The organism is Telluria sp. AC161, assembly GCF_979258535.1.
Genome location: NZ_OZ409861.1, coordinates 1,646,096 through 1,659,334, shown reverse-complemented (window position 1 = coordinate 1,659,334; position 13,239 = coordinate 1,646,096). Strand labels below are relative to the sequence as shown.

Annotated in this window: 9 protein-coding genes; 8 read left to right on the top strand and 1 reads right to left on the bottom strand. The window is 63.3% G+C overall.

Annotation, left to right across the window (positions count from 1 at the left end; all coding sequences use genetic code 11):
- The 5 genes from ACZ0AJ_RS07510 to ACZ0AJ_RS07490 all read left to right on the top strand — a co-directional run bounded on the left by ACZ0AJ_RS07510 (nt 1) and on the right by ACZ0AJ_RS07490 (nt 7,764).
- A complete protein-coding gene (locus ACZ0AJ_RS07510) occupies nt 1-1,830 on the top strand; it encodes an ABC transporter transmembrane domain-containing protein (RefSeq protein ID WP_499453604.1) in 1,830 nt (609 codons plus the stop codon).
- Between the two features lie 176 nt (nt 1,831-2,006).
- A complete protein-coding gene (locus ACZ0AJ_RS07505) occupies nt 2,007-4,043 on the top strand; it encodes a methyl-accepting chemotaxis protein (protein ID WP_499453602.1) in 2,037 nt (678 codons plus the stop codon).
- A 91-nt stretch (nt 4,044-4,134) separates the two neighbouring features.
- Nucleotides 4,135-5,268 carry a threonine aldolase family protein gene (locus tag ACZ0AJ_RS07500; RefSeq protein ID WP_499453600.1) on the top strand — a complete coding sequence of 378 codons (1,134 nt, stop codon included), beginning with the start codon at nt 4,135-4,137 and terminating at the stop codon, nt 5,266-5,268.
- Between the two features lie 41 nt (nt 5,269-5,309).
- Nucleotides 5,310-6,104 (top strand): thymidylate synthase, encoded by a 795-nt coding sequence (locus ACZ0AJ_RS07495; RefSeq protein ID WP_499453598.1) that lies wholly within the window; start codon nt 5,310-5,312, stop codon nt 6,102-6,104.
- A 61-nt stretch (nt 6,105-6,165) separates the two neighbouring features.
- Nucleotides 6,166-7,764, top strand: a complete 1,599-nt coding sequence (locus ACZ0AJ_RS07490; protein ID WP_499453596.1) for an Atrophin-1 multi-domain protein — start codon at nt 6,166-6,168, stop codon at nt 7,762-7,764.
- Nucleotides 7,765-7,776: 12 nt separating this feature from the next.
- Here the strand turns inward: ACZ0AJ_RS07490 and ACZ0AJ_RS07485 are convergent, their stop codons facing one another.
- Entirely contained in the window at nt 7,777-8,541 is a 765-nt protein-coding gene (locus ACZ0AJ_RS07485) for a hypothetical protein (RefSeq protein ID WP_499453594.1), read from the bottom strand.
- Nucleotides 8,542-9,018: 477 nt separating this feature from the next.
- Between ACZ0AJ_RS07485 and ACZ0AJ_RS07480 the strand changes: the two genes are divergently transcribed.
- The 3 genes from ACZ0AJ_RS07480 (at nt 9,019) to ACZ0AJ_RS07470 (ending at nt 13,237) form a co-directional block, all read left to right on the top strand.
- Nucleotides 9,019-10,734, top strand: coding sequence for an Atrophin-1 multi-domain protein (locus ACZ0AJ_RS07480; protein WP_499453592.1), 1,716 nt, complete (start codon nt 9,019-9,021; stop codon nt 10,732-10,734).
- A gap of 137 nt (nt 10,735-10,871) precedes the next feature.
- Nucleotides 10,872-11,840, top strand: coding sequence for an IS1595 family transposase (locus ACZ0AJ_RS07475; protein ID WP_499453590.1), 969 nt, complete (start codon nt 10,872-10,874; stop codon nt 11,838-11,840).
- A 209-nt stretch (nt 11,841-12,049) separates the two neighbouring features.
- Entirely contained in the window at nt 12,050-13,237 is a 1,188-nt protein-coding gene (locus ACZ0AJ_RS07470; RefSeq protein WP_499453588.1) for a glycosyltransferase family 2 protein, read from the top strand.
- Nucleotides 13,238-13,239: the final 2 nt, after the last annotated feature.

The following is a 13,239-nucleotide window of genomic DNA, read 5'->3' as shown; positions in this document are numbered from 1 at the left end:
ATGACGACGCGTACCACCAGCTCCACCGCCTCCCCCGACGCAGACATCCCGAGCAAGAGCAGCCTCTCGACCCTCAAGGGCTTGATCCCGTTCATGGCGCCCTACCGGCGCCAGTTCATCCTGGCCGGCATCGCCCTGCTGTTCGCGGCCGGCGCCACGCTGGCCATTCCGGCAGCGTTCAAGCAGATGATCGATCTGGGCTTCGGCGCCTCGGCCACCGCGCGCGGCATCGAGAACGTCAATGCGACCTTTCTGGCGCTGTTCGGCGTGGCCGCCGTGCTGGCAGTAGCCACGGCCGCGCGCTTCTACATGGTCTCGTGGCTCGGCGAGCGGGTGACGGCGGACATTCGCAGCGCCGTGTACCGGCACGTGGTGCGCCAGAGTCCCGAATTTTTCGAGACCACGCGCACCGGCGAAGTGCTGTCGCGCCTGACCACCGACACGACGCTGATCCAGGCGATCGTCGGCACCAGCATCTCGCTCGCGCTGCGCAACACGCTGCTGTTCATCGGTGGCCTGGTGATGCTGTTCATCACCAGCCCGCGCCTGACGTCGATCATTCTTGGCCTGCTGGTGCTGGTCGTGCTGCCGATCGTGCTGTTCGGCCGCCGCGTGCGCAAGCTGTCGCGCGATTCGCAGGACCGCATCGCCGATGCATCGGCCGTCGCCGGTGAAATCCTCAACGCCATGCCGACCGTGCAGGCCTTCACGCGTGAAGGCTACGAGGCCGGGCGCTTTGGCGTCGAAGTCGAAAGCGCCTTCACCACCGCCATGCGCCGCATCCGCGCACGCGCCACGCTCACGCTCCTGGCCATCGTGCTGATCTTCGGGGCGATCGTGTTCGTGCTGTGGCTGGGCGCGCACGCCGTGATTGCCGGAACCATGACTGGCGGCGAGCTGGGGCAGTTCATCCTGTACGCCGGCATCGTCGCCGGTTCGGTCGGCGCCTTGTCGGAAGTGATGGGCGACGCCCAGCGCGCCGCCGGCGCCACCGAGCGCCTGCTCGAACTGCTGGGCGCGCGCTCGGATATTCAGGATCCGCCCCACCCGGCTGCCCTGCCTGCGCGTACCGCCAATGGCGCGCGCGTGACGCTCGACAGCGTCACCTTCGCCTACCCATCGCGCCTGCAGGAAGCGGCGCTGTCGCACCTGGCGCTCGAGATCCAGCCAGGCGAAACGGTGGCGGTCGTCGGTCCGTCCGGCGCCGGCAAGACCACGCTGTTCCAGCTGCTGCTGCGCTTTTACGATCCGCAATCGGGCAGCATCCGCCTCGACGGCGTCGACGTGCGCGACCTGACGCTGCAGACGCTGCGGGGCGCGGTCGGCATCGTGCCGCAGGATACGGTCGTGTTCTCGCTCGACGCGATGGAAAACATCCGCTACGGCCGCCCCGACGCCACCGACGACGAAGTGATCGCGGCGGCGCGCATGGCGGCCGCGCACGAATTCATCGAGCGCCTGCCGGAAGGCTACCGCTCGTTCCTGGGCGAGCGCGGTGTGCGTTTGTCGGGCGGCCAGCGCCAGCGCATCGCGATTGCACGCGCACTGCTGAAGAACCCGCCGCTGCTGCTGCTCGACGAAGCCACCAGTGCGCTCGACGCCGAATCGGAACGCCTCGTGCAACGGGCACTCGAAGCGGCCATGATCGGGCGCACCACGATCATCATCGCCCACCGCCTGGCGACGGTGCAGCGCGCCGACCGTATCGTCGTACTTGATGGCGGCAGAATCGTCGAGATGGGCACGCACCACGAACTGGTCGCGCTGCGCGGCGTGTACGCGAACCTGGCTGCGCTGCAGTTTCAGGCGCATGCGCCCGTGGCGGCCTGACCGAAGCGCCAAGAGTATTGCAGGTGTTGGCAACGGAATCGTAACTTCTCGTCACATTCCGTTGCAGCGTTGTATCGACACAGCGCAAAAGACTGCTAAAACTCACTAAATATTGCCTTAGGAAAAGGTTGGGGCGTATGATCCGGGGTTATACCCTCCATCATCACTCGACTTCCATGAGCAACCAAAAATATAGTTTAGCCAGCTGGAGCGTAGGCACCCGCATCAGCGCCGTTACTTTCGCCCTAGCAGGCGTCATCATCGCCGTGCTGATCGGCACGATCACGCTGTCCACATCGAGCATGCTGGAACAGCGCGCCATGGAAAGCGTGACGAGCGAGCTCAAAGGCGTGGCCAACACGGTCGAACTGTTCAACAAGACCGTGTCGAGCCAGGCCGTCAGCTTCGGCCGCATCTTCAGCGCCGGCCTGCCGGGCGCATATGCGCTCGACGAGGCAACCACCGTGGACATCGGCGGCCGCCAGGTACCGACCCTGAGCCTGGACGGCAAGCCCCTGAACCTCGACTTCGCCGTCCCCGACAGTTTCACCGAACGCACCGGCGCCAACGCCACCGTATTCGCCGTCGCCGGTGACGACTTCGTGCGCGTGACCACGTCGGTCAAGAAGGAAAACGGCGACCGCGCCGTCGGTACGGCCCTGGACAAGAGCGCGCCGGCCTACGCCGCGCTGCGCGCAGGCCGCACCTATGTCGGCCTGGCCTCGCTGTTCGGCAAGCAGTTCATCACGCAGTACGAGCCGGTGCGCGACGCCGCCGGCAAGGTCGTCGGGGCACTCTACGTGGGCGTGAACATCAGCCAGGACATCGCCTTCCTGAAGGAACGCATTGGTGCGATCAAGGTCGGCGACAGCGGCTACTTCTACGTGCTGTCGGCAGCGCCTGGCAAGACCTACGGCGACCTGCTCGTGCACCCGAAGAGCGAAGGCAAGAATATCCTCGACAGCAAGTCGGCCAACGGCCACGAGTTCGTCAAGGAAATGCTGGAGAAGAAGGAAGGCACCGTCCGCTACGACTGGCAGAACCCGGGCGAGAGCGCCTCGCGCGAAAAATTCGCGGCCTACAGCTACATGAAAGACTGGAACTGGGTGATCGCCGGCGGCACCTATATCGACGAGATCACAGCTGCCGCCACGGAACTGCGCAACCGCTTCATCCTGCTGGGCCTGGGCGCACTGGGCGTGCTGGCCACCCTGCTCTACCTGCTGGTGCGTTCGACCGTGACGCGCCCCCTGGCCGCCGTCGAAGACATCGCACGCCGCATTGCCGGCGGCGACCTGACCGCCCGGATCGCGCCACGCAACAACGATGAAATCGGTCGCCTGACGGTGGCGATCAACGAGATCGGCGAGAACCTGTCGGGCGTGGTCGGCAAAGTGCGCGATGGCGCCGAGCACATTGCCGCCGCCTCGCAGCAGATTTCGACCGGCAACCTCGACCTGTGCAGCCGCACCGAAGAGCAAGCCGCCAGCCTGGCCACGACCGCGTCGTCAATGGACGAGCTGACCACGACCGTTCGCCAGAACGCGGACAATGCGCGTCAGGCGAATGACTTTGCCCGCAGCGCGTCAAGCGTGGCGCAGAAAGGCGGCGACACTGTCTCGCAAGTGGTCGCCCGCATGGATTCGATCACGGTTGCGTCGCGCAAGATTTCGGACATCACGAGCGTCATCGATGGCATCGCGTTCCAGACCAATATCCTGGCACTCAATGCCGCCGTCGAAGCAGCGCGCGCCGGTGAACAGGGTCGCGGATTTGCAGTCGTGGCATCCGAAGTGCGCAACCTGGCGCAGCGTTCGGCCGCAGCGGCCAAGGAAATCAAGGGCCTGATCGACGCGTCGAACCAGGAAGTGGGCGCCGGCAGCGCGCTGGTGGCGCAAGCCGGCACCACGATGCAGGAAGTGCTCACGAGCGTGCAGCGCGTCACCGACATCATGGCCGAGATCAGCAACGCCAGCCAGGAGCAGACCCAGGGCATCGAGGAAATCAACCGCGCCGTCGTCGAGATGGACACGACCACGCAGCAGAATGCGGCACTGGTCGAAGAAGCCAGCGCCGCGGCGCAGGCAATGCACGAGCAGGCCGACGCCCTCGCCCGCTCGGTGCGCAGCTTCCGCCTGGCCGAAGACGGCCCAAATCCCGGCCACGATGCGCTTGCATCGACGCCACGCCGCCCGGCGCTGGCCCACAGCTGATTGACCATGCGGCGCCCGGCATCCGGCCGGGCGCTTTCTGTGCCGGCCCGGCGCGGTGTAGAGTAGCGTTCCTGTTCCTTCGGAGTGCCCCTTGTCAGAATCCGCCCTGCAGCGCCGCTGCCACACCATCTTCCCCGGCCATCGCCAGCGCCGTCCTGCCGAACATTTTGCAGCGATGGCTGCCTGGTGCGAGCAGCACGACATCGATCACGACGTGTATGGCAATGGCGACCTGATCCAGTCCTTTGAAGCCAAGGTGGCGGCCACGCTCGGCTTCGAGGCCGCCGTGTTCTGCGTCAGCGGCACGATGGCGCAGATGACGGCGCTGCGCCTGGCCTGCCTCGAGCGCGCCAGCCGCCTGGTGGCGCTGCACCCGACCTCGCACATCTTCGTCCATGAACGGGCGAACTACCAGTTACTCGACCATTTCCAGGCACTGCCCGTGGGCGACCGGCACCGGCCATGGACGGCCACCGATCTGCTGGACGTGCCGGACCGCCTGGGCGCCGTGGGCCTGGAGATTCCGATGCGGGAGATTGGCGGGCAGCTCTCGCCCTGGGACGAACTCGAAGCGATCAAGCGCGGCTGCCGTGAGCGCGGCATCCATCTGCACATGGACGGTGCGCGCCTGTGGGAAGCGGCGGCTGGCTATGACCGCAGCGTGGCGCAGATCGCGGCTGGCTTCGATTCGGTGTACGTATCGCTGTACAAGGGCCTCGGTGGCCTGGGCGGCGCGATGCTGGCCGGCAGCAGCGAGTTTGTGGCGCGCTGCGCCGAATGGTTCCGGCGCCAGGGCGGCAATGTGATTCACCGCTCACCGTATGTGGTGGCCGCCGCGATGGACTTCGATGCACGCCTGGCGGCCATGCCCGATTATTTCAGGCGCACGCAGCAATTGTATGCCGCGCTGCGCGCGCACCCGGCGATTCGCGTGAACCCGGCCGCGCCCCAGGCGAATATGCTGCATCTTCACCTGCCCGTATCCCGCGAGGCCGCACTGGCAATCCGCGACGCGCTGGCGGCCGAGCATGGTATCTGGATGTACAACCGCGCCGCCCATGGCGCGCTGCCCGGCACCAGCGTCGTCGAAATCTACGTTGGTGACAACCTGCTGGCGATGCCCGATGACGCGCTGCGCCTGGCGTTGCAGCGTTTTGCCGATCGCCTGGCTGCGCCACCGGCTACCGGCCACGGCACCCCGAGCGACCCCGTTTGCACCGGATGATAGAATGACGGGTTGTTAGTTCCTTCATCACACAACCCGCAATGCGCCAATATCTCGACTTCATGCGCCATGTCCAGCAGCATGGCGCCACCAAAACCGACCGCACCGGCACCGGCACCCGCTCGGTATTCGGCTACCAGATGCGCTTCAATCTGCAGAAGGGCTTCCCGCTCCTGACGACCAAGAAAGTGCACCTGAAGTCGATCATCCATGAATTGATCTGGTTCCTGCAGGGCTCGACCAATATCGCGTACCTGAAAGAAAACGGCGTGTCGATCTGGGATGAATGGGCCGACGCCGATGGCAATCTGGGACCCGTGTACGGTTACCAGTGGCGTAACTGGCCAACGCCCACCGGCGAGCACATCGACCAGATCGCGCAGGTGCTCGAGCAGATCCGCACCACGCCCGATTCGCGCCGCATGATCGTCTCGGCCTGGAACGTGGCGGACGTGCCGTCGATGAAGCTGCCGCCCTGCCATGCGCTGTTCCAGTTCTACGTGGCCGACGGCAAGCTGTCGTGCCAGCTGTACCAGCGCAGCGCCGATATCTTCCTGGGCGTACCTTTCAATATCGCCTCGTATGCGATCCTGACCCACATGATGGCGCAGCAGGCGGGCCTGGAAGTCGGCGACTTCATCTGGACCGGGGGCGATTGCCACCTGTACGCCAACCACATGGAGCAGGTCGACCTGCAACTGTCGCGCGAGACGCGCGCGTTGCCGCAACTGGTCATCAAGCGCAAGCCGGACTCGCTGTTCGACTACCGCTTCGACGATTTCGAGATCACCGGGTACGACCCGCATCCTGGCATCAAGGCGCCGGTAGCAGTCTGACGGTGCCCGGCCTGACAGGCGGGCGCCATGGCGCCCGCCACCACAACCTGACGGGATCCCCATGATATTTCCACCCAATGCGCTGATGCTGCGCCTGCTTGCGCCCCTGGTCTGTACGGTGCTGGCTGCCTGCGACGGCGCCGGCCCCGCCACCAGCCGGCACGGCGGCCTGTCCGACGCAGCACCGGCAAGCGGCAACCTGCCCGTGCAGGGAAAAGCCGCCCCCCTCGGGGCATCCGTGCATGACGCCACCGTGGCGCACGCAAGCGCGGCAAAAGCATCCGCAGGTACGAGTGCAAGCGCAAGCGCTGCGCCGTTTGGCAGTTATCTGCGCCCTTACGCAGCCACGTCGTTATGGAATGCGCGGCCTGTCAATCCGACGTTCGGCACGTTCGTGATTCCCCGGTCGAGCTACTTCCCTACCGTCGCGTCGGGTGCCTATTCGACAGGCGTGTTCCTGGCGTCGACGACGGACAAGCCCATGACCATCGTCGGGCCTGGCTCCACCGACGCGCATACGGTGGGGGTTGCCGACCCGGACAATGGCGGCAACCGCGTCATCACCCTGCCCCGTTGGCCTGCGGGGGTGTTGCCTGCCTCGGGCACGGATGGCCATGCCGACATCGTCGACCCGGTGACGCAGACCATCCATTCGTTCTGGCAGTTGAAACAGAAGGATGGCCGCTGGACGGCAGCGCTGTACTCGTGGAGCAAGCTGTCCGGCAATGGCTGGGGCGATCCCGCGCACTATTACCAGGGCGCACGGGCAGTGGGCATCCCAGCGTCGGCTGGCCTGATTCGCAAGCATGAAATCAAGGATGGTCTGGCCGCCTACCCGCATGCGCTGGCGATGTCACTGACGAAAAATGGCCTGGCCAATGGCTTCAACAGCCCTGCCTATGTCTTTCCTGCGACCTCGGCCGACAACACGGCAGCGGCGAATACCGGCGCCATTCCCCAGGGCGCACTGATCATGCTGCCGCGCAGCTTCGACAGCAGCGAGATCACCAATCCCGACCTGAAGAAGATCGTCGAGACGCTCAAAATGTACGGGGCCTATGTGGTCGACTACAACACCGGCACGCCGTTCGTGATCTATGTTGAAAACGACGCCGGCTTCAACCTGATGCCTACTGGCTGGGATGGCAAGATCGCCAGCCAGCTCGACCAGATTCGCGCAAGCCTGCGCCAGGTGACGGCGGTCCAGGGTTGGACCGATGGCAACGGCAACGCGGCCAACGCGGCGATCAAGGCGCAGCAGAACATGAATATCCTGTCGATGCGGGGTCCGTGGTCGCGCCAGTCGGGTACCGGTACGGCCGCCTACGACACGGCCGGGCAGCGTCTCGTGTTCGAACCGGCGAGTGGCAAGACCGTGTATGTCAATGGGAGTAACGCGGGCCTGACCCGCGTCAACTGGGCGATACCAGCACAAGGCACCCACGTCGAACTGTCGGTCAGCGCGACGGGCGGCGCCACGTTGCGCCTGCGGGTCAGCAGCAATGGCGCCGTGACCGAAGAGACCAAGGACCTGCAGAACGGACAGTCCACACGGTTCGTATGGCCTGCCGATGCCAAGTTGACGCTGACTGCGACCAGCGGCGCTGGCGGCGCTGGCGGCGCATCGTCCGTCAAGGCATCGCTGGTCAAGGTGCCTTGAGATCGACTGCGGTTACAACCACAAGCCCGGCGCGATCGTTCGGGCGACCATACGCAGTTTCTCTTTTGCCCTGTAACTGGCACTGCGATAATTTGCGTTGGAATACCCGGAATACCCATCGATAATCGGCTGCACGCGAAAACGCGGAATGATCTGCTTATTCCGCTTTTCCAATTCTTCTTTCATGGTTTGAAAGAATTTCTTTTCAAGCACAAACGATTTGGAAAACTCGCCGCGGAAATAGCGGTCGTAGGCGTCGCGACGGAATGCAAACGTCCGCAATTCCATCCACAGATTGCCGCCCAACGACTCGCCAATGAACGGGACGTCCCTGAGATCGCAATACACTTCGTAGTCGGCTGGCGCCGAGCAGATCAATTGCTTGATATTTAAAATTTTCAAGCGCCCGGTCACCTTCCAGATGTGATCGTCCGCCTTGATGGATTCACTGGCGAGCAGGCCTTCATCGAACATTCTGAATTCGCCATAGCCTTTGCCTCGGGAAGGCGGATAATCCGAACTGACGCTGATGAATTCCACGTTCTTGTACGACTTGCGCTGCAGCGCGTTTTTCAGCGGTGTCAGGTCGGTGTCGGAGTTCTCCAGAAAGACAATCCGGTCGGCCACCTCGGGCGCTACGCCCTCATAGTACCGGAGCGCCTCGATATAGTCGTTCATGCGAATCGCCGGGTCCATCCGCGTCGAGCCGGGCATGTCCTTCGATGGTGTGATCGTTGCCGACATCAGGATCACATTGGGCTTGGTTGGGTTCGTCATCGTTTTCCTCACGCTCGGGCAGGCCTGGACCAGGCCATCGTCTTGCAATTTTCATATCTTAGCGTTTTGCACGCAGCACAGCCAACACGGTATCTGGCGCGCCCTCGCCAGCATGCCGGTAACCCCATTTAATTTAAGCTAACGTATTTAAATATTGACGCTCGTCAATACGACTGCCGCCGAATGTAATGACGATTCTATGATTGATGGCGAGGCGACAGTTCCCCACTCTCGCTTTATGAGAAACACAAGATCTTGAACGCGTTGTTTCAATTCGATCACATCATCCGGTAATACTTTTTTAATGCCCATAGCAAGACGGGCAATCTTCTGTTGCAAATCCCCAATAGTTTCCTATAAAAATCTTTTTTGCCGTGTGGAATTGCTTTCCGTAACGTAATATTGGCGTCATCTAACAGGCTGAGAGCGAAGAGCCTGATACCGCATCCGATACTCCCTGATATAGAAGATACCCATATGACACTATTTTCACGCACGGTGACCGTCAAGGTCGTCTCCACGCTACTTTGCACGTCGCTGGCCGCCTGCGGCGGCGGGGGCGCTGACACCGATTCGGCTACCGCAGCAATGACCGTGTCGAACATCGCCGCACCAGTCGCAGCCGTGACAACGCCAACCGCCGACAACGGCGACTCGGCCAAACTCGCACCCGTGAAGGCCGCCCCGGCGACCAGCGCCAGCCAACCCGTGTTCCAGTCAATCGGTTCGGTCGTCACCGCGCCCGTCGCCTCCACGGTGAGCCCGTCCGTACCAGCATCGACAGCGACCCCATCGGTCATACCGTCGGCCCAGACGTCCTCGGCGCAAACGACCCCTTCGAGCGCGCGCAACGACGTCTTTGGCACCTATCTGCGTCCTTATGCAGCAGATTCGCTGTGGAACTCGCGCCCGCTCAACCCGGTCTTCGGTACGTTCGAGATTCCGAAGTCCAGCTATTTCCCGACCGTTGCCTCCGGCGCCTATTCCACCGGCATGTTCCTCGCCTCCGCGACCGATGCACCGATGACCGTGGTCGGCCCGGGTTCGACCGCCACCAACACCGTCGGTGTCGCTGACCCGGACAGCGGGACCAACCGCGTCATCACCTTGCCGCGCTGGCCTGCAGCCGTGTTGCCGGCGTCCGGTACCGACGGCCACGCGGATATCGTCGATCCGATCACCAATATCGTCCATTCGTTCTGGCAGCTGAAGCAGCAGAACGGCCGCTGGACCGCGGCGATGTACTCCTGGAGCAAGCTGGGCGGCACTGGCTGGGGCGATCCGTCGCACTACTACCAGGGCGCACGCGCGGTGGGCATCCCTGCGTCGGCCGGTCTGATCCGCAAGCATGAAATCAAGGATGGTCTTGCGGCCTATCCGCACGCGCTGGCCATGTCGTTGACCTTCAATGGCCTGGCCAACGGCACCAGCAATCCCGCCTATATCTTCCCGGCGACGGCGGCGGACAATTCGGCAAACGCCAACACCGGCGCGATTCCGCAAGGCTCGCTGTTGATGCTGCCACCGAATTTCGACAGCAGCGCGATCGTCAACCCGGATTTGAGGAAGATCGTCGAAACGCTCAAGCTGTATGGCGCCTACGTCGTTGACCGGAATACAGGTACGCCGTTTGTGATCTATGTCGAAAACGATGCCGGTTTCAACCTGATGCCGAAGGGCTGGGACAACTCTGTGGCCGACCAGCTCGACAAAATCCGCGCTGCCCTGCGTCAGGTGACCTCGGCGCAAGCCTGGGTCGACGGCAACGGCGACGTCATGGCAGCAAGAAACGCACCGCAGCAGAACCTGAATATCGTGTCAATGCGCGGCGGTTGGTACCGTCAGTCGGGCACGAGCACGGCTGCCTACGATCCGATCACGCAGGATTTCTCGTTCGCTGCGACGACGACCAAGACCGTTTATGTGAATGCGAATAACACGGGTTTGACGCCGGTCAAGTGGGCCAAGCCGCAAGCCGGCACGTATGTCAACTTCACGGTGCGCGCCACCGGCGGCGCCCGGTTGCGACTGCAAGTGAAATCGGGCAACACGTTCACGCACGACACGTGGGATCTGGTCGATGGGAAATCGGTACGCATCCTGTGGCCAGCCAATGCGTCGATCGTGCTGATCGCGTCGAGCGGGACAAGTGGCCCGTCGTCGGTCAACGCGACACTCGTTCCGTCAACCTGATAGTTTGCTGTTGCGATGTCAAGCCGCGCCGGGTGCGCGGCTTTTTTTCGTGGCGCAGTCAACGTTAAATAGAGACTAGTTTTGAACTGAAGAGCACTTCAATGGTCTGACCCCTGTCCCAGCGTCAGGAGTCCATCATGAAAGCGCCACGTTTCAAAGGCTGGTTCGCAAAACTGCCTTCGCTGAATCAGCCCCAGCGCCGGCAAGTGCTCGATGCCCTGCATCCTGCAGCCGGGCTCGATCAGGTGGTTGCGCTCATCACTGAGGTCAGAGCGGCAGGCCGCTGCTGCCCCAGATGCGGCAACGAGCGTTGCTACCGGCATGGTTTCGCGAACGACTTGCAGCGCTACCGCTGCTGTGTCTGCGGCCGGACCTTTAACGACCTGACCGGTACGCCACTCGCGCGCCTCAGGCACAAAGCCAAATGGCTTGCGTATTCGCAGGTGCTGCTCGATTCGCTCCCCGTACGCAAGGCAGCAGATCGGATCGGGGTACACCGCAACACGGCCTTTCGTTGGCGCCACCGCTTCCTGCATTGGGTCAAGTTCGACCGGCCCGCGGCGCTTAACGGCATCGTCGAAGCTGACGAAACATTTCTGCTCGAATCGCAAAAAGGTTCGCGCACGCTCGATCGGCCACCGCGCCGCCGCGGCGGCTGCGCTGCCAAGCGGGGCATTTCCAGTGAACTGGACTGCATCCTGGTCGCGCGCGACCGCGAGGGGCGCACGATCGATGCCGTCACTGGGCGCGGTGCGCTCACGGCTACGCAACTCGAGCGTGACTTGCTGCCCAGGCTCGACCGGCAGGCGTTGCTTGTCAGTGACAGCCATGCTGCCTACCGCGCCTTCGCACGCAAGCACAGAATCGCGCACGAGACGGTCAACTTGCGCGCCGGAGTGCGTGCGAGGCGACTGGGCAACCTCGCCATCCATGTGCAGAACGTGAATGCCTACCACCAGCGTTTCAAGTCCTGGCTACAGGGCTTTCGTGGCGTGGCGTCGCGCTACCTGCCCAATTACCTGGGCTGGCGCTGGGCGCTGGATGGTGAGCGGGTTACATCTCCAGAACAATTGCTCAGTGTCGCTATCAGCGTCATCAACAGATAACGCTGACTGCGCCTTGATCGACACGTGCGTTCGTTACCATTCATGCATCTGAAATTTCGCTTATGATATTGCTATTGATCAAAATAGCGGTAAATAGCGCGTTCGGCCCTTATGGCTGTCAGTGTTACCACCCCCGTGGCGTTGCTATTGCAAGCCGCCGTGTCCAGCCTCACAGGCCCTGGCCATCCATTTTTTAGGAAAACAGTCCCTTGATTCACGCGTTTTCGATCGCCCTGCTGATGTTGCTGTGCATCATATTGGTGCCAGTGACGGTCCTGTTCGCTCAGGCGCTGCCGGCGTGGCGTCCTGTACGCAGCGCAGCACCCGTGCCCGGCCCGCGTCCGAGCATCGCCGTCCTGATCCCTGCCCACAACGAAGAGGGAGGCTTGCTCGCCACCCTGTCGAGTCTGCAACCGCAACTGGGCGCCAACGACCGTATCCTTGTCGTTGCCGACAATTGCTCCGATCGCACCGCCGACGTGGCCCGCCAGGCCGGCGCCCAGGTGATCGAGCGCAGCCACGCACAACTGCGCGGCAAGGGCTATGCGCTGGACTTCGGCGTGAACGCCCTGGCCGCCGCGCCGCCGGACGTCGTCGTGATTGTCGACGCCGACTGCATCGTTGGCGAAGGCGCGCTTGCGCGCCTGGCAACGCTGGCCGCCCACCATGGCCGGCCAGTGCAGGCGCTGTACCTGATGCACGCGCCGGCCGGTAGCGGACCGCTGAAAAAAATCGCCGAATTTGCCTGGCTGGTGAAAAACAAGGTCCGACCGCTGGGCTGGTTCCGGCTCGGCTGGCCATGCCAGTTGATGGGCACCGGCATGGCGTTCCCATGGCAAACGATCCGCAGTGCCAACCTCGCGACCGGCCACATCGTGGAAGACATGAAACTTGGCCTGGACCTGGCGCTGGCCGGCACCCCGCCGATGTTCTGTCCGCACGCGCTCGTGTACAGCCATTTCCCGAGCAGCGCCGAAGGCGTGCAAAGCCAGCGTACGCGCTGGGAGCACGGCCATCTGAGCGTCATTGCCAGCGCTGCCCCGGCTGCGCTGCTTGGCGCCATCCGTCGCCGTAGTGCCAGTCTGTTCGCATTTGGCCTCGACCTGTGCGTGCCGCCGCTGGCGCTGCTCGTGCTGCTGGTCTGCGCGCTCACTGGATTGAGCTTGCTGCTTGCCCTGGCCGGCGGCCCGGTTGCGCCGCTGCTGCTGGGCGTGCTGGCGGGCGCCGCGCTGGGCGTGGCGATCCTGCTGTCGTGGTGGCGTCACGGCCGCGCGGTGCTGAGCGGCAAAGAGCTGGCACTGGCTGTTGTGTATGTTCTGGCGAAAATACCGCTGTATTTCCGCTTTCTGTTCCGTCGTCAAGTTTCATGGGTAAGGTCAAAACGTGACAGTGAATAATC

Coding starts and splice junctions, on each gene's coding strand:
- ACZ0AJ_RS07510 (WP_499453604.1), top strand. CDS start 1: ATGACGACGCGTACCACCAGCTCCACCGCCTCCCCCGACGCAGACATC.
- ACZ0AJ_RS07505 (WP_499453602.1), top strand. CDS start 2,007: ATGAGCAACCAAAAATATAGTTTAGCCAGCTGGAGCGTAGGCACCCGC.
- ACZ0AJ_RS07495 (WP_499453598.1), top strand. CDS start 5,310: ATGCGCCAATATCTCGACTTCATGCGCCATGTCCAGCAGCATGGCGCC.
- ACZ0AJ_RS07490 (WP_499453596.1), top strand. CDS start 6,166: ATGATATTTCCACCCAATGCGCTGATGCTGCGCCTGCTTGCGCCCCTG.
- ACZ0AJ_RS07485 (WP_499453594.1), bottom strand. CDS start 8,541: ATGACGAACCCAACCAAGCCCAATGTGATCCTGATGTCGGCAACGATC.
- ACZ0AJ_RS07480 (WP_499453592.1), top strand. CDS start 9,019: ATGACACTATTTTCACGCACGGTGACCGTCAAGGTCGTCTCCACGCTA.
- ACZ0AJ_RS07475 (WP_499453590.1), top strand. CDS start 10,872: ATGAAAGCGCCACGTTTCAAAGGCTGGTTCGCAAAACTGCCTTCGCTG.